The sequence below is a fragment of the Flagellimonas baculiformis genome, from assembly GCF_033441575.1.
GTDB classification, from domain to species: Bacteria; Bacteroidota; Bacteroidia; order Flavobacteriales; family Flavobacteriaceae; genus Flagellimonas; species Flagellimonas baculiformis.
In genome coordinates this window covers 501,891-521,824 of record NZ_JAUZVW010000001.1, presented here as the reverse complement: position 1 = coordinate 521,824, position 19,934 = coordinate 501,891, and the positions used below count along the sequence as shown (strand labels likewise).

The 19,934-nt window shown below is 43.3% G+C and carries 15 protein-coding genes and 1 pseudogene; 8 read left to right on the top strand and 8 right to left on the bottom strand.

Annotated elements, in window-relative coordinates:
- The gene (locus tag SD450_RS02345) at positions 1 to 453 is read right to left on the bottom strand and encodes a DUF1569 domain-containing protein (protein ID WP_318343026.1); all 453 of its coding nucleotides are present in this window, start codon (positions 451 to 453) and stop codon (positions 1 to 3) included.
- Positions 454 to 505: 52 nt separating this feature from the next.
- Between SD450_RS02345 and radC the strand changes: the two genes are divergently transcribed.
- The 6 genes from radC (at position 506) to SD450_RS02315 (ending at position 6,112) form a co-directional block, all read left to right on the top strand.
- Complete coding sequence (radC, locus tag SD450_RS02340; RefSeq protein ID WP_318343025.1) at positions 506 to 1,204, top strand: RadC family protein; 699 nt, start codon at positions 506 to 508, stop codon at positions 1,202 to 1,204.
- Positions 1,201 to 2,502: a polysaccharide deacetylase family protein gene (locus SD450_RS02335; RefSeq protein WP_404828213.1), complete on the top strand. Its 1,302-nt coding sequence runs from the start codon at positions 1,201 to 1,203 to the stop codon at positions 2,500 to 2,502. The genes radC and SD450_RS02335 overlap by 4 nt, the downstream gene beginning before the upstream one ends.
- A complete protein-coding gene (locus SD450_RS02330) occupies positions 2,495 to 3,184 on the top strand; it encodes a YjjG family noncanonical pyrimidine nucleotidase (protein WP_318343024.1) in 690 nt (229 codons plus the stop codon). The genes SD450_RS02335 and SD450_RS02330 overlap by 8 nt, the downstream gene beginning before the upstream one ends.
- Positions 3,185 to 3,289: 105 nt before the next feature.
- Positions 3,290 to 3,793 carry a hypothetical protein gene (locus SD450_RS02325; protein WP_318343023.1) on the top strand — a complete coding sequence of 168 codons (504 nt, stop codon included), beginning with the start codon at positions 3,290 to 3,292 and terminating at the stop codon, positions 3,791 to 3,793.
- The gene (locus tag SD450_RS02320; RefSeq protein WP_318343022.1) at positions 3,790 to 5,247 is read left to right on the top strand and encodes a DUF5723 family protein; all 1,458 of its coding nucleotides are present in this window, start codon (positions 3,790 to 3,792) and stop codon (positions 5,245 to 5,247) included. Before SD450_RS02325 ends, SD450_RS02320 begins: the two co-directional genes overlap by 4 nt.
- A 13-nt stretch (positions 5,248 to 5,260) precedes the next feature.
- Positions 5,261 to 6,112, top strand: coding sequence for a hypothetical protein (locus SD450_RS02315; protein WP_318343021.1), 852 nt, complete (start codon positions 5,261 to 5,263; stop codon positions 6,110 to 6,112).
- Here the strand turns inward: SD450_RS02315 and SD450_RS02310 are convergent.
- Positions 6,109 to 7,386 (bottom strand): replication-associated recombination protein A, encoded by a 1,278-nt coding sequence (locus SD450_RS02310; RefSeq protein WP_318343020.1) that lies wholly within the window; start codon positions 7,384 to 7,386, stop codon positions 6,109 to 6,111. The two genes, SD450_RS02315 and SD450_RS02310, sit on opposite strands and share 4 nt — an antisense overlap.
- Before the next feature lie 120 nt (positions 7,387 to 7,506).
- On the opposite strand from SD450_RS02310, the gene SD450_RS02305 reads away from it, so the two are divergent.
- A complete protein-coding gene (locus tag SD450_RS02305; protein ID WP_318343019.1) occupies positions 7,507 to 8,238 on the top strand; it encodes a rhomboid family intramembrane serine protease in 732 nt (243 codons plus the stop codon).
- Positions 8,239 to 8,240: 2 nt separating this feature from the next.
- Here SD450_RS02305 and rlmB read toward each other — a convergent pair whose 3' ends face one another.
- From rlmB to SD450_RS02280, 5 genes are all read right to left on the bottom strand, one after another.
- Positions 8,241 to 8,972, bottom strand: a complete 732-nt coding sequence (gene rlmB / locus SD450_RS02300; RefSeq protein ID WP_318343018.1) for a 23S rRNA (guanosine(2251)-2'-O)-methyltransferase RlmB — start codon at positions 8,970 to 8,972, stop codon at positions 8,241 to 8,243.
- Positions 8,973 to 9,039: 67 nt separating this feature from the next.
- Complete coding sequence (locus tag SD450_RS02295; RefSeq protein ID WP_318343017.1) at positions 9,040 to 10,365, bottom strand: aryl-sulfate sulfotransferase; 1,326 nt, start codon at positions 10,363 to 10,365, stop codon at positions 9,040 to 9,042.
- A gap of 225 nt (positions 10,366 to 10,590) precedes the next feature.
- Positions 10,591 to 11,271: a hypothetical protein gene (locus SD450_RS02290; RefSeq protein WP_318343016.1), complete on the bottom strand. Its 681-nt coding sequence runs from the start codon at positions 11,269 to 11,271 to the stop codon at positions 10,591 to 10,593.
- A gap of 14 nt (positions 11,272 to 11,285) precedes the next feature.
- Positions 11,286 to 12,740 (bottom strand): RagB/SusD family nutrient uptake outer membrane protein, encoded by a 1,455-nt coding sequence (locus tag SD450_RS02285; RefSeq protein ID WP_318343015.1) that lies wholly within the window; start codon positions 12,738 to 12,740, stop codon positions 11,286 to 11,288.
- A gap of 4 nt (positions 12,741 to 12,744) precedes the next feature.
- On the bottom strand, positions 12,745 to 15,840 hold the full coding sequence (locus tag SD450_RS02280) for a SusC/RagA family TonB-linked outer membrane protein (protein ID WP_318343014.1): 3,096 nt from the start codon (positions 15,838 to 15,840) through the stop codon (positions 12,745 to 12,747).
- A 499-nt stretch (positions 15,841 to 16,339) separates the two neighbouring features.
- Here SD450_RS02280 and SD450_RS02275 point away from each other — a divergent pair.
- Positions 16,340 to 17,157 (top strand): annotated as a pseudogene (locus tag SD450_RS02275) (IS5 family transposase); the annotation flags it as partial.
- Between the two features lie 26 nt (positions 17,158 to 17,183).
- On the opposite strand, the gene SD450_RS02270 reads toward SD450_RS02275, so the two are convergent.
- Positions 17,184 to 19,928 carry a T9SS type B sorting domain-containing protein gene (locus SD450_RS02270; protein ID WP_318343013.1) on the bottom strand — a complete coding sequence of 915 codons (2,745 nt, stop codon included), beginning with the start codon at positions 19,926 to 19,928 and terminating at the stop codon, positions 17,184 to 17,186.
- Positions 19,929 to 19,934 lie beyond the last annotated feature (6 nt).

Here is a 19,934-nt window from a genome sequence, read left to right as displayed (position 1 = left end):
TTAAACGCCGAACTGTCTTAAATGGTGGTCCAGGTGTTTGTACTGCATCTGTCCCCATTGGTCATAGGTGAAAGAACCAAAAACAGGATGGGGGTCCCACACTTTCTTGCCCTTTTGCTGATGGAAATCATCGATTAGCTTGGTCAATTTTTTCTTTTCTGTTGAAAAATCCTTGTCATCTGTGACCTTGAGGCCCTTGGCCGTGGGCAAGTTGTGTCGCCAGGGCTTGTCATCATACATATTTTTCTTGAAACTTTTCATAAGGAGTTTCATCAGGGGATTCACTTTTTTAAAGTTGTCATGATCTCCAAGGGCAATCTTGAGCGGAAACTGGCAATGGCACAGCATTTGGCCCACGGTCATTTTGCCCCAAAGGCCTTGGGATGATTCGGTCAGTTGATTTGTCCTTGCCACGATTTCGGCATGGACCTCTGTGTTGAACAATGATTTCATTGGTGGCGTTTATGATGGAAATTACATAAAATTAATCTCCTATCTTTAGACCATGCAAGAAAAATTAGCTTCTTTTTCCATCAAAAATTGGGCAGACGATGACAAGCCAAGGGAAAAATTGGTGCAGAAGGGCTGTTTTGCCTTGTCGGATGCCGAACTGATCGCCATTCTGATAGGCTCTGGAAGTCGTGATGAAAGCGCCGTGGAGCTCGCCAAACGCATTTTGGCCTCTGTGGACCACAATCTCAATGAATTGGGCAAGCTTTCCGTGAACCAGTTGATGAAGTTCAAAGGCATCGGGGAGGCAAAAGCAGTCAGCATAGCTGCAGCACTTGAAATGGGTCGCCGAAGGAGGAAGGACGATACCAAGAAAATCACTGTCATAACCAGCAGCAAGGATGCTTTTGAACTCTTGTGCCCGTTGATAGGCGAGCTGCCACACGAAGAGTTCTGGATCCTCTACCTGAACAACTCCAACAAGGTCATCCATAAATCGCAACTGAGCAAAGGAGGCATCACGGGTACTTTGGTAGATGTGAGGCTGGTGATGAGGCAGGCGTTGGAACTGGGGGCCGTGGGCATCATTTTGGCACACAACCATCCATCCGGTACCCTCAAACCCAGTTTGGCGGACAAACAGATTACGGAAAAGCTCAAAAAAGCATCGGAAGCGTTGGATATAAAGATCTTGGACCACTTGATCGTGGCCCAGCACCAATACCTGAGCTTTGCGGATAAAGGAATCTTATGACCATGTTGCTGATATTCACCCACAAGATCACGAACAGGCTCACCTATACGGCGAAGCAGCTATTTGAGAAAATACTGGGGATGGAAATCACCTTTACCACTAAGGTCGAGGATTTTATCAAGCATTCCGGGCCCAAGATGACCTATTCCAAGCAGCCCCTCCAAAATGAATTTTTTATACGGAGCAATGACCTCTTGTTCGAGCAGGGGATCAATGATTTGGATATCAAAGTGATGGATTGGGAAGGGGTGCCCTGTTTTTTCTCGGCAGGGGACAAAAGTACCTTGCCCTTCGACATTTTTTCGGCAAGTTTTTTTCTCCTCAGCAGGTATGAGGAATACCTTCCCCATGTGAAGGACAGTGTGGGCCGATTTCCGGTCAAGGAAAGCATTGCCTATCAAAACAAATTCTTGGAACTGCCCGTGGTGGATCTATGGGCCTTCAAGCTATTGGATGCGCTCAAACAGCGTTTCCCCGACCTTGAGCACAAGGAAAAGGCCTATAGTTTTACATCCATCATCAATGTCACTACCTCACATGCCTTTGCCATGAGGGGATTGGCGCGGACACTCGGAGGTTTTTTCCTGGACCTCGGAAATTTGAGGTTCCGTAGTGTGCTAGACCGTTTTTCGGTGCTTCTGGGCTTGAAGAAAGATCCCTATGACAACTTTTATGAGCTGATCGACATCCATAAAAAGTTTCCCATAAGGACCATGTTTTTCTTTCAGTTTGCCAAGCATTCGGCCCATGACAAAAATGTCTCCACGAACCATAACAAGTTCAGGTATTTGATAAAAGCAGTGGCGGATTATAGTGTGGTTTCGCTGAGTACTTCGTTTTTGTCCTCCACGGACAAAACCGTGCTGAAGGAAGAGAAGAAGCAGTTGGGCAACCTCATCAATAGGCCCATCAGCTATTCCAGACTTCGGTACAATAGGGTGAATGTCCCCGCGACCTATCGCAATTTGGTAGAAACGGAGTTTACAGACGATTTCTCCATGGGCTATACCCACGAAGTCGGTTTTCGGGCAGGGACCTGCACGCCTTTCCATTTTTATGACATCAATATGGAAGTAAGGCAACCGCTGAAAGTGCATCCCTTCGCCATGCACGATTATGCCTTGGTCAACTATCGGGACAAAGAGGAAATCTTTGAAAAAATGGATAAGATGTACCGTATGGTGAAACAGGTGAAAGGGGATTTCATCGTGGTGTTCTCCAATGAACTTTTGGGCAGCAAGCAACATTTGGACTGGATGGAGCTCTATCAATCTTTTTTAAAACGATATTATGTTTGATCATAAGATTACGGACATCTTCTTTGATCTAGATCATACGTTGTGGGACTTTGAAAAGAATTCGGCACTGGCCTTTGCCAAGATTTTGGAAAGCAATCGGGTGAAAGTCGATCTCGATGGCTTTTTGGAAATTTATTCCCCGATCAACCTAGAGATGTGGAAGCTGTACCGCGAAAATGGGATCACACAATCGGAACTGCGCTATCAGCGGCTCAGACGTACCTTCGACACCTTGAAGGAATCCATAACCGATGAGGTCATCCATGCGCTGTCCCATGAATACATAGAACACCTGCCCTCGTTCGTACATCTGTTGCCCAACACCATCGAAGTGTTGGACTACCTTTTTCCAAAATACCGGCTGCACATCATCACCAACGGATTTCAGGAGGTACAGGAACGGAAACTCAAGGGCAGTAACATCCACCATTATTTCGATCAGATCATCAATTCCGAAATGGCCGGGGTGAAGAAACCCCATCCCTATATTTTTGAACTGGCTTTGAGCAAGGCCAAAGTTGAACCAAGACATACGCTTATGGTGGGGGACAATCTGGAGGCGGATATTTTGGGCGCAAAGGCCATGGGCATGCAGGTGGTCCACTTCAACTCCAATAAAGAAGCCGCCCACGATGTTTGCAGAACTATCTACGATCTCATTGAAATAAAAAACATTTTATAGAGTTATTACTACATACAGCATACCCCTGTCACACTATTCTTGAAAATGCTTTTGGCTATGAAAAGGTTGTTTTTCCCTATACTTTTTGCCTCAATTTTGATATTTATGCCCTCTTCTTGTATGGAAGAACAGGACTTTGGCCAATTTGATGACCTCAGTATAACACCCACCTTGGCTTCCGGGATTTTTTACTTGGAATCGGATGAGGAAACCATCAATTCATTCGGGGGATTTGGTACTTTCTATTCCCAAACGGTAAATTTTGATGCATTCAATGAGACCTATGTGGCAGAGCGACTGTTGGAAGGTGTGATCATCTATGAAATTGAGAATACGACCAGCAAACGATTGGACATCAGCATTGAATTTCTGGATGAATCCGGGAATCCCCTATATATGGAAGAATTCACTGTGGAAGCCAACCTATCGGAACCCTTCATAAGGGAAGTTGCTTACGGTCCCGGTGGTGTAAGCCTTTCCATTTTGGCCAACACCTCCAGTCTTAGGGTCACCGGAAGGAATTTGGGCGATGCCACTAGCACATCATCACATCCGGAACCCAAGATCTCGTTGAGTTCTACTGCTGAATTTATATTCCGTTTGAAATGAGGGGATTGCTCGCAACCATATTCCTAGCTGCTTTTGGAATTTATTCCATCCATGCCCAAAATAGGCAGCTGCTCTACGATTTCAACGAAATCCCGCAAGCATTGATGCTCAACCCCGGAATGAAGACCTCACAACGTTGGCACGTGGGTGTTCCAGTGATATCGGGATTGTTTTTTCAAGCTTCGACCAGTGGTGTCACCGTAAATGATCTTTTTGCCGATGACGGAGTGGATTTTACCACAAAAGTGCAGGAGCGTGTTTTGGACGTGATGACCCGCAGGGACGATTTTAGTTCCACCAGTCAAATAGAAGGGTTCAACATCGGATTTAGAGGAAGAAACAGGCCAGATGACTATTATTCCTTCGGGATGTATGGTGAAATGGACATCATAAGCTATTGGCCCAGGGATTTGGCCCTATTGGCCTTTGAGGGCAATGGCGGGAACAATATTGGTAGAAGTTTTGATCTCGGCGATTTGAAATTAAGGGGGGAAATGGTGAACGTGTTCCATTTTGGCATCAATAGGAAAGTGAGCAATACCTGGACCATTGGGGGCAGGGCCAAATTGTACTCCAGCATTTTTCAGTTCCAATCCATCAAAAATTCAGGCTCGTTCACGACAGTGCAAGGGCAGGACAATATTTACAGGAGTACCATTGTGGCCGACATGCAATTCCAGACCTCGGGCGTGAAAGGATTTTACGATATCATTGATGAGGATACCGGGACCACCAGAAAAGACCTAAAACGCCTCTTTACCGAGCGCGTATTGTTGGGGGGGAGCCTTGGACTCGGTTTCGATGCCGGATTCACCCATCAACTGAACCCGCAGACCACTATAACGGGCAGCATTTTGGATGTGGGGTTCATCTACAACTCCAACGATGTTTGGAACTATACTCTTGAAGGCACTGCAAGCACCGAGGGCATCACCGTTTTTCTGCCCGAGGATATCGATGATGTGGACAATGATCTTTGGGAGGAGTTGGTAGATGAAATCGATGAAGCGCTGCCGCATGGGGAAAACCAATCCAGTTATATCTCCTTTAGGCCGATAAAGGCCTATGGCTCCATTCGATATGATTATGGGGAAGGGGGAAGAAACTGGTCGGAGAACTGCGGCTGTGCCATAAACACTGGAGGTGGTATCAACAGTGATTTTTATAGGAACAGCGTGGGAGGACAGCTTTATATGATCAAAAGGCCAAGGGGAATCCAGGCTGCATTGACCGGATTCTACCAAAAAAGAGTAGGTAGGGGCCTTTCGTTGAAGACGACCTACACCGTCGATAAATACTCGTTGACCAACATCGGTCTTGGACTGAATTTGCAGGCCGGTCCCGTAAATTTTTATGTGCTGGGCGACAATCTTTTGGGCTATGGGAACATCGCCGATAGTCACTACGCTTCTTTACAGTTCGGATTTAATATCATATCTTGGAACGATAATTGAGTTATTGTTCAGTATGAAACCGAAATTGCTATATATCTTTTTGTTTGCCCTAGGGCTGAATTACTCCGTGAGCGCACAGTTGAATGAGTATAAGTATATCATTGTGCCCAAAAAGTTCAATGATTTTAAATCGGAGAACCAATACCAGACCAGTACCTTGGTCAAACATTTTTTAGGGGAAAATGGTTTTACGGCAGTGTATGACGACGCCCTTCCAGAAGATTTGGCGGCCAATAGATGTTTGGGACTTACGGCCGATCTTCAGGATAATTCTTCCATGTTCTCCACCAAGGTGACCCTCACCCTGAAAAACTGCCAGAACATTGAAGTGTTCAGTACCGTGGAAGGAAAAAGCAAGATCAAGGAATTTGATGCGGCCTATAAGGAAGCTTTGGAACGTGCCTTTATTTCGTTCTCCAGCATGAACTATCAGTATGAACCCAAGACACAGCAAGTCGTTTCGCAGGATAAGCCGGTGACCATCAGTTTTAAGGATGATGTAAAAACGTTGGAAGAAAAGCCCAAGGAATATGTTGTGGAGCAAAAGGCCACTTTGGAAGAGCAGACCTATAAGAGTGTGGAGCCACGCCCTTCCAACATCCAAAGACCCACAACTGTCTCAGAACCGCAAGCCCAAGAAGTACCATCAGGTGTGCTGTATGCCCAACCGATAGAAAACGGCTATCAATTGGTGGACAGTACCCCAAAAATCGTATTGAAGTTGGGGGAAACTTCCATGGAAAATGTTTTCTTGACAGAATATGCCGGCAACAGTGCCGTGGTTTTCAAAAAGGAGGAAAAGTGGGTTCTGGAATATTCCGAAAACGGTGAGAAAAAAATGATGGAACTCAATATCAAGTTCTAAAAATCATATTTATCCTTCCACCTGCTCTTTAAAAAATCCTTCATGGCCTTTTCCCTGGGGTTGTTCCCAGGTTTGTAGAAAGTGGTACCCGAAATTTCATCGGGAAGGAACTCAAATTCCGCAAAATTGTTCTCATAATCGTGGGCATATGCATATCCCTTGCCATAGCCAATATCCTTCATCAACTTTGTGGGCGCGTTCCTGATGGCCATCGGTACGGATAGGTCGCCGGTCTGTTTCACCATTTGCAGTGCTTCATTGATGGCCATATAACTGGAGTTGCTCTTTGGGGAACTGGCCAGATAGGTGGCACATTGGCCCAGAATGATCCTGGCCTCCGGGTATCCAATGATGTTTACGGCCTCAAAGGTTGCATTGGCCATGACCAGTGCCGTGGGATTGGCATTTCCTATGTCCTCCGATGCGAGAATGATCATGCGACGGGCAATGAACTTCACGTCCTCACCGCCCTCTATCATACGGGCCAACCAATAGACCGCTGCATTGGGATCACTTCCCCTGACCGATTTGATGAAAGCCGAAATGATATCGTAATGTTGCTCCCCGGTCTTGTCATAAAGTACCGTGTTCTTCTGAACTTTGCTAAGGACCAGATCATTGGTGATGGTGATGCTATCGCTGGCTTCCGAGTTGATGATGAGTTCAAAAATGTTGAGCAGTTTTCTGCCATCGCCGCCTGACAAACGTAGGAGTGCCTCGGTTTCCTTCAGGATTATTTTTTTGTTTTTCAGAGCACTGTCCGTTTTGATGGCCCTTTCCAACAAGGCCACGAGGTCCTCCTTGCCAAAGGGGTTCAGGATATAGACCTGACATCTGGACAGTAAGGCGGGGATCACTTCAAAGCTGGGGTTTTCCGTGGTGGCGCCAATCAGCGTCACCCATCCCTTTTCCACGGCACCCAGCAGGGAATCTTGTTGGGATTTGCTGAACCGATGGATCTCGTCAATAAACAGTATGGGGTTTTTCGAGGTGAACAGGCCCCCACTTTGCTTGGCCTTATCAATGACTTCCCTTACATCTTTTACACCACTGCTTATGGCGCTCAGGGTATAGAACGGTCGTTGGCTTTCCGTGGCAATGATGTTTGCCAAGGTGGTCTTGCCAGTTCCTGGTGGCCCCCAAAAGATCAAGGAGGGGATGACCCCATTTTTGATTTGTGTGGTCAATGCGCCATGTTCGCCCACCAAATGTTGCTGGCTGATATAGTCTTCCAGTGTTTTTGGGCGTATCCGTTCTGCCAAAGGTTCGTTCATAGGTGTAAAAATAAGACAATTTTGATGGTGATTTTGACTTCCAATTCCGATCTAATGTCTAGGAATATGACAATTTGTGTATTTTCAAGGTTATGGTAACATAATTGCAGTGAAGTGAATATGGAACTGTCCAAACCCTATAATTTTTCCCAAAGCGTAGTGCTGGCCCCTCTTTTGGCGGTGTTGCTTATATGGACCGTGTTTTGGGCAGAAGTCCGCTTTGGCATCAACCTGAATGAATACGGCATTTACCCAAGGACGGTTTCTGGATTGAAAGGGATCGTGATGAGCCCGTTCATCCATGGGTCGGTGGAACACCTCTATAACAATACTGTTCCCTTGGCCGTGCTATCGTCCTTTCTGTTCTATTTTTATCGCGAAGCTGCCTTTCGGGTCTTGTTGTTGGGAATATTGCTTTCCGGCCTCATCACGTGGCTGATAGGCAGACCATCGTTCCATATTGGCGCGAGTGGGGTCATCTATGTATTGTCCAGCTTCATTTTCTTTAAAGGAATCATTACAAAGCATTATAGGTGGGTGGCCCTTTCCTTGGTGGTCGTTTTTATCTATGGGAGCATGATTTGGTACATTTTTCCTATTAAGGAGGATATTTCATGGGAAGGCCACCTGGCAGGATTTGCCACTGGATTGTTATTGGCATTTACGATCAAGGTCAATACGCCCATGGAAAGGAAGTATGAATGGGAGCGGGAAGATTATAGCGAGGCCAACGATCCCTTCCTTAAGCATTTTGACGAACACGGAAATTTCATCGAGAATGTGGAAGAAGATGATAAAGAAGAAGACGGGATTGAGGTCAAATACCACTACCGCACCGATAAAAAGGAGTAATGTTACTTTCTTCGCTGCCTGACCACTTCGTATAGGAACACCCCACATGCCACTGACACGTTCAATGAGCCAATCTTGCCCAAAAGGGGCAATTTTGCCTTTTGGTCCACAATGCCAAGGATGGAAGGGGAGATGCCCTTTTCTTCTGACCCCATGATGATGGCGGAAGGTTGGTCAAAATCCACGGCATAGATCTCATATTCGGTTTTTTCAGTGGCCGCTGTAACGCATATCCCTGATGATTGTAAATAGAACACAACGTCCTTTAGGTGGTCCACCTTGGCAATCGGGACATTGAAGGCTGCCCCGGCAGAGGTCTTTACCGTATCGTTTGTAATGGGCGCTGCACCGTTTTTGGGAACAATGATGCCGTGTACCCCACAACATTCAGCGGTCCGGATGATGGCGCCAAAATTCCTAACATCGGATACTTGGTCCAAAAGCAGAAAAAGTGGAAGTTTTTCCTTGGAAATCACTTCCTCCACAAGTTGTTCAAAATCGTGAAAGGTTACAGGGGAAATCTGCGCTACCACACCTTGATGATTGTTGCGGGTAAGGCGGTTCAATTTTTCAATGGGCACATAGGATGCACTTATACCATTCTTTCGGATGGTGGATTCCAGTTCTTTGAAAAGCTCGCCCTTAGTACCTTTTTGTAGGAATATCTTATTGATGGGCTGCTCTGCTTTTATGGCCTCCAGTACTGCCCTGATCCCGTAGATTTGATCGCTCATGCTGTCTTTTATGGTTGCAAATATCCTAAAAAAGATGGTCGTGAGGGATTTTTAAGAGTAGAAAAAACTATGGTATGTCCAATGCCAAGATTGCGGGGTCATCCTTTGCATAATGGTAAGCTCTCCAGAAAAATCCTTCGCTGCTGAACTTCCAGACCACTTCACCTTCTGTGGTGACTTCCCAAATCCCATAATCACCTTCGGTGATGAGGGTATTCCCATTGGGAAGCCGGACTGCTCCCGATACTTTAGGGGAATACAGTTCCGCATCGGTGAAACTCCAAAGAATGTCGGGATTGACAAGGTCGGGAATGGACGCTGAGTTCAATGCTTCGGGAAGTTGCAATTCATACACTGTGGATTGCTCCAAGTCACCTCCATTGGTGAAAATGAGCATTTTTCCCGGCTCGAATAAATTGGGATAATGATTGTTCACAAACAGTCTCTCCGTATCATTATCCCCATAAGTAGTGGGGTTTCCAAAGCGATAAACAAGGTCGCCACCCCTGCCAAAATTTCCTCCTGAGTGGGTTGCAGCTGTCTCGGTTGTGGTGCTGTGGTCAATGACCCATACTTCACTGTAAAAATTGACGCTCAAAAAGATGAGGTCATTTAAAGGGTCGTATGAAAGGCCATTGATGTGCATGATATTGCCGTTTTCAGCAGTGACATGATTGATGTCTATGAGTTGTGGGTTTGCGGCAATATCGCCAAAATTGGATTTGTCATCATCAAAATTTTGGACTAAATGGTCCTTGGCATGCCATTCCCATACAATTTCATCCGTTGTAGGGTCGATTTCCAAAATCGATTCCGGATAAAGGTCTGTATTGTGATTGGAACCATTGGCCAAAGCTTCTTCCTGGGGTATCTTTTCCCAAGCAATGCCCAACACATTACCGTTGGGCAAAAGTTCTACGTCGTGGTGCAGACGGTGGTCACTGTTGGAATAGGTGAAATCCCATAGAGCATTGCCCTCTTTGTCTATAATTTGGATTTTTCCTCCAGACCCTCCAAACGATATGTCCGATCCTTCAGCTTGCAGTGCTGCCAAGAGTGTCCCATCTTCAAGTAACACCACATCGTTTCCAATTTTCCTTTCCCCAAGTGGCCACTCATATACCAGATCGCCGTTTTTGTCCATGAGGTACACCCTGTTGTCCATGGCATCGTTCACAAGGATGTAACCATCATATATACGTTCTGGAGCAAGTATCTCCACTTCACCAACTATTCTGGCCTCATTCGGTTCTTCCTCATCGTTGTTGTCCTCTTCTATTTGATCTGGTTCAGCAGGGTTTGGTCCATTGTCATCGTTATTGCAGGCTGTGATAAAGGCAAAAAAGAATATGCCCACAATTATTTTCATGGGATAAAGATTAATTTTTTTCATGTTGATCATTTGATGAAACGCCCATCCGGTAATAAGGGGACTCAGATTAAAACTTAAATAAGTGAAGCATTGAATATATCAAAAACCAAGAATCGACCTACGTTTATAACTAAAATAATGTATTCATGTTAAATTGATGTAGGTGAAGCTAAGAATTTTATTAAGTAAAAAACCACCTCATTTTGAGGTGGCTTGACTTGAATAATTCAAAAAATGACCCTCAAATTAAGGGCAATTGTTTGTTTGTGACACAACAACACCAACCGTTGGCGTGGGTCCATCATCTAAAACTAAATTTCCGTTTGCATCATAAATTTGGAATGTGACTTCTTCATCCCAATCTCCTGAGTTGAAAGTTACTTCAACCTCACTGCCATCTGGGATGTCTATTGTTTCTGTTGATGCTGCCCCTTCCCCTAATGTAATCTCTCCTCCTGGTACACCGTCGTAGCTAAACGAAAGTGAGGCCCCATTCCACCCGTCACCATAAGCGTCTTGTAACTCAACGGTCCAAGTACATGGTACTCCAAAAACAGTTACATCAATACTACTCGCCTCGGATTGTGAACCATTGGCAACAACTTCATATACAGAAACTGAAACAGGGTCGGCAAACTGGTTAAAGGTTACATTGACTTTGTTTGGTTCTCCAGGAACAACTTGCATCTCGGCACCATCAACGGTCCATACAAATTCAGAACCTCCCCTAGATCTCACAGAATATTCGACCGTTTCACCAACAAAACCAACATTCGGTCCTGTGAAATTAAAGACAAAAGGAACTACTTTCGAGACATCTGAGCCAAAGTCATTGTCATCAAAACATGACGTATTAATTAGGCTGGAAATCAATAAAATAGAAAGTATTGATATGTGTTTACTATACTTGATTTTCATAATTTTCATTTTAATAGGTTTTCTTATCTCCACCCGCCTGTAGAGTAATCTTGTCCTGCTACTCCGGTTGTTCCTCCAAAGGTGTAATATTCGGCTGGTATGGCTGCCAAGGCTGTTCCGGGAACGGGAAAATGCAACATCGTGCCTTCTTGTAACAGATTTTCTTTGCGCATTTCAAAGAAATTAAGCCCGTAACCGGTAAAAGGGAATTCTACCAATCTTTCATAGTGGATCGCATCAGCAATTTCCTCAGGTGAGGTCCCAATATCGGGGAGGCCACCTCTTGTTGTTCTTGTACCGGCATTAATCACATCTGCAGCTTCATCATATTGTCCTAGGCGTAGCAGAGCTTCTGCTTTATACATGTCGTTTTCCGATACTACGAATTCAGGCATGGGTGTGGTCCAAAGGGTTATATAGTCATCGTATCTGCTATATCTGTAGCTGCTATAATGATATGTTCCCCTGGCTGCATTAAAATCTTGTGAGGAAAGATATTCGAAATCTGTTGTCAGTCTGGCATCATCGCTAGTGGATTCAGGTAGTACAGTAGCATTTGCTGGCCAATATGACGGAGTCGAAGGATCCATTAAGTTGATCACATATAGATCGACTCTTCCCCATCCAGGATATACCGCATATGTTTTGTATAAATCATACCATACCACATCGTCGGCCAATGGTTCAAAGTCTGAGGTTATACCATTATTCGCGTATTCCAAAACCTTTGTCCAGTTTGTAGCATCTCTTTCCGTAGAGTTTCTTGAATTCATGGTCAACATGCGAGCACCGAAGGAATTCATTAGTGAAGTCAAATAGGAGTTGGATATGGTCATGCCTGGCACCCATGATTCTGGGAGAGTAAATGATGATCCGCTAGACAAGGCTATTGCTTCATCCAATTTCCCAATTGCAAAGTTCATTGCTTCCATGTAATCCACAGGCACTCCTTCATTCACCACCCCATTTTCATCGGATAGCCATACTTTATCATAGGTCATAGCCAAAGTGCCGATGACAATTGCTTGGGCAAATTTGGCTATTGCTGCTACTGCTTCAGGGTTTTCGAATTCAATATCGTTGTTTACTGCGAGCATAATAGTGTTAGAGTCACTGAGGATAGAATACATCGAGTTAAAGAAATTTTCATTCAATGCAGCATTGCCATAACTACTTTCATTGTTAAAGGCAACTCTAGGTTCACTGGAGGTGTCACGCATACCAAAATTACCCCATGAACAGGTAAGCACATCTGCCATAGTAGCCATGGCAAATGCCGGACTTTCTGTGCTATGGCTGGCTTGGAACCAGTTATTAATTAATGTGCCTGCCGTTGATTCTAAAGCTATAGGATCGGTCGCTAATATATCATCATTTGGGTTCTCTGGATTTGCAACGTCCAAATTGGAGTCAAAATCATCACAACCTATTAATAAGGCGATAAATGATAAATAGACGAATATCTTGTTAGTTTTCATTAGTTTAAAATTTAAATTGTAGTGATAATGAATATGCTCTTTGTACAGGATAAACACCATAATCAACAGAATAATACTGCAATGTTTCACTGTCATATTGGGCCACTTCCGGATCCCAACCCTTATAGTCTGTAATGGTCAATAGGTTACGACCGATCAAGCTAAATCTGATGGAATCGAAAAAACCGCTGGCTACGCTGCTCAAGATTTTTTTGTCCAAAGTGTATGAAAGGGAAACTTCTCTGAGTTTTACAAAAGTTCCGTCCTCTACCCAGAATGCATTATTTTGGTTTACATCATAAAGCGAAGCATAATAAGTTGTGGTTTTCTTTTCGCTAGCCGGTTTGCCAGCCTGATCTACTAAAGAACTCCTGAGGTCAATAGTATTCCATTGATAATTGCGGTTGTACACATCACCTCCCTGTTTCCAATCCCAAAGCATATAAAAACCGAAATTTTTGTATGTGAAATTGGAGGTAATTCCCAATTGGAAATCTGCATTTTGGTTACCGATTTTTTCGTAAGCCACTGATCCATCCTCATTTAATTTGATTATCCCTGCTTCGTCTGCAGTCCCAATTGTTGAAGCTAATACAACAATACCATCAGCATTGACAGCATAGTCCGATATGTTTTGACCATCATCGAGTTGTGCTTCCATTTGTTGTAGAGAGGTAACGAACGACCTTCCATACATGCTTCCAAACTCTTCATTTTCGGTTATGTAAAAAAGATCGTCTGGTCCTACTTTCATTGAGGCAACGGCAAGTTCCTCGATTTCATTTTTAGTAGTGGCAAAATTGAAACCAAGAGTCCAGTTTGTGGTTTCATTTTTAATAGCATCAATTTGTAATGTGGCCTCGTATGTGTCAAATGAAACGGTGCCAACATTTTGCCATTGCTTGTTTTTACCCGCATTGGCAGGAGAAAACAAATCGACCTTCATGAATTGGTCTTCTGTTTCGGATTTCGAATAGTTGGCTTCCAGCCTGAATCTGTTATCTAAAAAGTCAATGTTTATACCTGCTTCGAATTCTGAAGTTCTGGAAGGTTTCAAGTCTGGATTACCCTTTAACCTATCCGTGGAAAGACTGCCATTTGTAATTTCGGTTTGTTCATACTGCCAATCAAACCCTGGTCGTTGACCAGAAGTGCCATATGAAGCATGTATTTTAAGTTCATTTATCCCATTGATAGGGAAATCTTCTGAAATTCTATATGCTCCTGAAACACGATAATATGGGGCCCATTTTTCATTTATTCCAAAAAGAGATGAGCCGTCATATCTGAACATTCCATCGATGATGTATCTATCTTTATAATCTAAGCCAACAATGGCAAAGAAGTTCTTTGCACGTTCGGTTTGACTGTCTGAAGAGGATGAAATGGTCGATGTGTCAAAATTGTCGAGGGTTGGTAGGTCCTTGTAAAGAAAGTCATAACCAGAGGCACTATAGTCTTCGAAGTACCTATCTTCCATCAAGAAACTGAGTTTTGACTTTAAGTTCAAGTCGCCCCATGTCTGGGCTATATTTGCCGTAAACTGGGCTTTTTGTGACAATCCATAGGATGAATATTTGGTAAGAGATCCTTTGGAGTATCCAAAGCCAAGCGCATCTCCCGAAGAGGTATAAGTTTCATAAGGCCTATATGTGGTATAGCGGTAATCCCTTTTTTCAAAGGAATACTCAGAGTCCAAATTTATCCAATCTGCAAGTTTGATATTCAAATTGTACCCTCCTAAAAACCTTTGCTGTCTTGCTAAGCGATTGTAGGTGCTAAGGTAGTACAACGGGTTGGTCACCTCGGACGACCATTGGTCGGGATAGTAATAGTATGGCTGTCCATCTGGGTTATTTGCATAAACATTAGCGTCTGGACTTACACGAGTGGCTGACCTATATATGCCATTATCGCCTGTGGGGACATAGTCTTTTGTTTTGACAAAAAGATTTGATGCTGATAGTTTAAGCCAATCATTGATTTTGAAGTCTGTATTTAGCCTAAAGCTGTTACGCGCATATCCTTCAGTTTCTATTAAAATACCTTCGTTTTCCGTATGCTCATACGAAAAGAAGGTTTGGGCATTTTCACTTCCGGAAGAAACTGAAGTGTATAGCGTTTGGTTTATGCCTTTCCTGAAGAACTCATCTTGGAAATCGTAATATACCCCATAAGGATTATCAGAGTATAAATCATCTTCCTGTATTCTTGCACCAACAACTTGTGGAACTCTTACCCCTTGATATCCATCAGGATAAGCCACTCCAGCATACTTGGTGAACAGGCCTTCATAATCGGCAAAATCGGAAGCAAGGGCATAGTGGTGTGATTTGTTAATGTCCATTTTAGTTCCAAGTTCTGAAAATCCCACTTCCGACCTTATAGTTACTTGGGTTCTTCCTGCTTTTCCCTTTTTGCTGGTTACTACGATTACACCGTTACCAGCCCTTGACCCATATAGTGAAGATGCAGAGGCACCCTTTACAATTTCAAAGGATTCTATGTCGTCAACGTTGATATCGGCAAGTCCACCTTCAACAAATACACCGTCAACAATAACTAAAGGACTTTGAGAACCAAAAAGGTTTTTTGCGCCTCTAAGTATGATATTGGCACCCTGACCTGGGCGTCCAAGATTTGTTACTGTAACTCCTGATACTTTTCCTTGCAGGGCATTGGCGGCAGATGCAGCAGGAACATTCTGCAACTCATCAGCACTGACTTTGGCAACAGTGACCGAAAGTTTTTTGACGCTTGTGGCGCCAGCTACGCCCGTAACAACTACCTCATCCAGTGCTTGTGCATCTTCTTCCATCTGGACATTGATTACATCGCTTGAACCAACTGTTCTGCTTGTGGCTTTTAGACCTAAGTAAGTAAAGAGCAGTGTTTGACCTTGACGAGCAGTGATAGCATAGTTTCCGTCAAAATCTGTTTGGGTACCGCTAGTGGTCCCTTCAACGACAATGTTGACCCCAGGTAGCGGGAGGCCATTGGCATCCGTGACCGTACCTGTGATCGTTTTGTCCTGTGCAAAGGATATGTGCACAACAAACGCCAATAATAGCGTTAACAATCCATTAAGTTTTGTTCTCATTGTTAAATTATTTGAATTAGCTATTACTAAAATCCTAAAATAATGTTAACAATCCAAACTAATTTTATAAAATATTTAAGATTTTGTGGTTAAATAAGATAACCTTAAAATGGTCTATTTTGATTGATATATTCTTAATTTGGATGGGTAAGATTTGATTAAAAATCAGTGGGCGGTGAACAGTGGTAGGGAGTTAATCCTTTTAAGGATTTCCGTATTTAAGGTTGTCACTTCAATTTTGATTGCTGCATTGACAAATGGAACATATGGTTTCTAGGTGTCCGTTGGGATTTTGGATAGTCTGATTTCTCGGGTAGATATGGGCTTTACTCGAATTGAAGCACTAAACAGTCTCCGTGACGGATAGATGTTCTTTTCTCGAAAAGGGGTGGGCCAAGTTTTTTTGGCCCAATCCAATTATAGAGGTGATTTAGACTTTTTTTGGATCGAAAGATAGGGCTACGGATATTTGTGTTGCAACACCCAAACCCCATAGCCCATGTACAAAGTACTCGACAAAGATATCATAGAAATGGAAATAGTGCCCAATATACCGATGCCAAGACGCGGTTTTCCACCTAGGGTCGCGCTCTCCGAGATTGTCAATGCCGTCCTTTACAAGATGAAGACGGGCGTGCAATGGGGATACCTGCCCGTAACCTCACTTTTTTCGGCAAGGGCATTGACTTGGGCAAGGTGTTTACCATCATTTCAGGAAATGGTGCCTATCGGGCACTTTTCACCGATGTTGGACGGGCATACTTGAAAAATGCCGGGACAGGCTGGACCTTTCCAGCGTGGACCTTGACGGTAGCCACACTCCCGCCCCAAGGGGCGGACAGGGCGTGGAGTATCAGGGCCGCAAGCGCAGAAAGACCACCAATGCACTATATCTGGCCGATAGGCAGGGATTGCCATTAGCCATGTCGGAGCCCGTGGCGGGCAACCACAACGACCTCTACGACATAGAGGTGCAGTTCGAGGTGGTCACGGCAACACTTGAAAGTTCCGGGATAAATGTCGAGGGGGCTGTTCCTCAATGCGGATGCTGGTTATGATTTCAAGGATTTCAGGTCGGCCTGTGCCGCCAAGGAAATAAGTGCCAACATTTGCTTCAACAAAAGGAACGGCAACGTGGAGAGGGACGAATATTTTGATCGGGAACCATATGATGAAAGATATGTGATAGAGCGCACCAATGCATGGATGGACAGCTTCCGTTCACTGCTCAATAGGTTCGACACCACAACCGAAAGCTGGAAAGGGTTCAACTACCTATCTTTCATCGTGCTGGCCCTAAAAAGTTCAGAACCAAAAAGTCTAAATGAGTTCTTGTTAAAATTTTACCTTTTTAACGCAAAATGTCCTTTAAGTTCTTTTCCGTTTGACAGTGTAACTTTAAACCAGTAATCGTTGGATATCTGTGGTTTTCCATTTAAAGTGCCATCCCACCCATTTGAAAGAGGGTCTAATTGCATCAAAAGCTTGCCATACCTATCAAAAATAAAAATAGGTGATTCAATTAAAGAATACGAATCCGTGCTATTGAAATTGATCTGCCATAAATCATTTATAAAGTCACCATTTGGGGTAAAGAACTTTGGATAGCTTACGATGGATATTTCTTTGGATGCTATCCCGCAATCTTGAAGGTTTCGCACATATATATCGGTTGTGCCGGTCTGGACATCTGTAAATATGTTGCTTGATTGGTATGGCCCAGAAATATCCCCTATTGCATATTCATGACTTCCATTTACATCGGTGATTATCTCTACCCTGTCATTGGAGATTTTTATGTTTTCTATTTTGGGGGGATCAACGGCAAGAACAACTATCTCTCTTTCTACACTGCAGCCAATGTTATTGGTTATGGTCACGGTATATGTTCCGGGCGTGTTGACTTTAATGGAAGGGGTTGATTCTCCAGAGGACCAAAAAAAGGAGTAATTGCCATGATCATATGTAGGGACTCCAGAAAATATATCTACCGCCTCTATTTCATTATTGTCGGCGCATAAATAAACTGCATCTTCTTGGAACGGGACCTCCATACTCTGAACGTCCAGACTAAATTGTCCGAGACCGTAACATATACTCTCCTGATCTATCCTCATGTACAAAATTCTGTTTGGGGAAATATATGAATCGGGGAGATAATTTCCCCTTCCCAGCAGTGCATCATTTTGATTGCTATAGAACCTGATATCTGTGTTATTGGGCAAATTATATTGATTCCGTATAAGAAGACTATATATATACAGATTAAATTCTCCCTTACCACTTCCTATATCACAACCTGGCAAAACAGGGCCGTTTATGGTAAGGGTTTGCTTTACTTTAAGGCGAACTTGGGCAAATGCATAACAATCGCTTATTGGATTATGGACCTTGGCTATTAAGATCTCGTCGGCAGCACTATTGGTATAGATGTTTGGAAGTGAATTCGAATTTGAGACATCTTGTTGGGCAGTTGCTAAATCGTTATAATAATAAACATTGGTAACCTGATCAATATCTAAACTAACAATAGGGTTTATCAAATTGAGGTTAAAAGTAGCGAGGCCATTGGAATCTGTATTTTCAGTACATTGATAGTATTCAACAATTTCAGAAGGGGTCGACGGAGCATCAAAAATGGTAATCTCCTTGGTTAAGGGATCCAAAGCATTTCCATCGATATATTTAGTGAGGGTTACCGAATAATTTCCAGGTTGTTGGTAGATGTGCTTTGGAGATTCTTCCGTTGATGTTTCTCCATCACCAAAATCCCATTTTATGGAATCAAAAGGGGCATCGTCAAGAATGGTGAATTCTGTTTCATCACCAAGGCAAACATTTTTGTATTCAAATTTGAAAATGAAAAATGATTGCACAAATGGGGGAAGGCCCAATTCTGAAGTTCTTCCTCCCAATGAAATTGTATTTGATTGGTAATTGCAAGAAGTTCCCTTTGCCTCAGGATTATTGATGACTGAAAGAGTTGTCCCAGAGCTATTTATAGGGTAACCTGCCCTATATATTTTACCATCCATTGCCAATTGAAGGGCGCCTGCCGTATTGGATGATGTGATGATTTCTTCTTTAGAGTTTCCAATGTTACCGGCCAAAAGGTTAAATTGTAGAAGGGAACTTCCATTTGGGTCGCCATCTTTGTCATAAATATTGATGGAAACATACAGTTTGGTCGTTTTTGGTGAGAATTCTAAGCCATATGGTATCATATTGCTCAGAAGAGAGGTCTCATTGGTTATTTGACCTGTTGTGGAATCAAAATCATATATCAGTACTTTTCCTGTTTGTTTATTTTGAGTTTTTGGCCCTGTTTGCTCGGAATAACTTGTTTGACTATGGGCTACACCAACTTTTTTTCCATTGGGGGAAACCTTAAGGTATCCAACACCATTTTGTTTATAACCTTCCACTGGGGCTTTTGTGTCTGTTGCACTTATGACAGGTGTCTTGGTCACGCCGTTGCTATCTACTTTAAAGGCATAAAACGAATTGACAAAATGTGTTATTACCCAAATTGAAGATTCATCATTGTGCTGTACTGCGGTTATTTTTTCAGAGCACTTGTATTTATTCTCTAAATCATTTTCTGGGTGATAGGTGATGAGATGCACATTTTTTTCTTTAGGGACAACATCGCCAAAACCATTGTTCAATGTAAGGTCGACCAAAGAGTAGTTAAGGCCATAGTTGGGAGTGTCTTTGGGGTCGGGGTCATCAGTGGTAAAAATATAGTATTGTGTGTTGTTGTATCCCGCTCTTGGGACAATAATTGCAGATTGGGTACTTGACTCGTGGCCAAGCAAACCAGTGCCATTTGGCATTAACTTGTGCGACTTATCCCAAACATTGACACCATCTGTATAAAACAATAAATTGCCATTTCTATCTGAAATTGTTGAACAACCTTCGTGTGTTTCCAATAACCCGTCTAATAAAGAAACTGGTGATCCGCTATTGAAGTCTAAACCCGCTTTATTACCGAAATACCATATTGATGCCTCCCTTTGTGAAAATAGGCTTTGTAGGCCTAAAAGGAATAATATGTAGAATACTAAAATTTTTGGGGCAAACATATCGTC

Bases quoted from the DNA above. Each gene is read 5' to 3' on its own strand.
- SD450_RS02345 (WP_318343026.1), bottom strand. From the start codon at position 453: ATGAAATCATTGTTCAACACAGAGGTCCATGCCGAAATCGTGGCAAGG.
- radC (WP_318343025.1), top strand. From the start codon at position 506: ATGCAAGAAAAATTAGCTTCTTTTTCCATCAAAAATTGGGCAGACGAT.
- SD450_RS02335 (WP_404828213.1), top strand. From the start codon at position 1,201: ATGACCATGTTGCTGATATTCACCCACAAGATCACGAACAGGCTCACC.
- SD450_RS02330 (WP_318343024.1), top strand. From the start codon at position 2,495: ATGTTTGATCATAAGATTACGGACATCTTCTTTGATCTAGATCATACG.
- SD450_RS02325 (WP_318343023.1), top strand. From the start codon at position 3,290: ATGCCCTCTTCTTGTATGGAAGAACAGGACTTTGGCCAATTTGATGAC.
- SD450_RS02320 (WP_318343022.1), top strand. From the start codon at position 3,790: ATGAGGGGATTGCTCGCAACCATATTCCTAGCTGCTTTTGGAATTTAT.
- SD450_RS02315 (WP_318343021.1), top strand. From the start codon at position 5,261: ATGAAACCGAAATTGCTATATATCTTTTTGTTTGCCCTAGGGCTGAAT.
- SD450_RS02310 (WP_318343020.1), bottom strand. From the start codon at position 7,386: ATGAACGAACCTTTGGCAGAACGGATACGCCCAAAAACACTGGAAGAC.
- SD450_RS02305 (WP_318343019.1), top strand. From the start codon at position 7,507: ATGGAACTGTCCAAACCCTATAATTTTTCCCAAAGCGTAGTGCTGGCC.
- rlmB (WP_318343018.1), bottom strand. From the start codon at position 8,972: ATGAGCGATCAAATCTACGGGATCAGGGCAGTACTGGAGGCCATAAAA.
- SD450_RS02295 (WP_318343017.1), bottom strand. From the start codon at position 10,365: ATGAAAAAAATTAATCTTTATCCCATGAAAATAATTGTGGGCATATTC.
- SD450_RS02290 (WP_318343016.1), bottom strand. From the start codon at position 11,271: ATGAAAATTATGAAAATCAAGTATAGTAAACACATATCAATACTTTCT.
- SD450_RS02285 (WP_318343015.1), bottom strand. From the start codon at position 12,740: ATGAAAACTAACAAGATATTCGTCTATTTATCATTTATCGCCTTATTA.
- SD450_RS02280 (WP_318343014.1), bottom strand. From the start codon at position 15,840: ATGAGAACAAAACTTAATGGATTGTTAACGCTATTATTGGCGTTTGTT.
- SD450_RS02270 (WP_318343013.1), bottom strand. From the start codon at position 19,928: ATGTTTGCCCCAAAAATTTTAGTATTCTACATATTATTCCTTTTAGGC.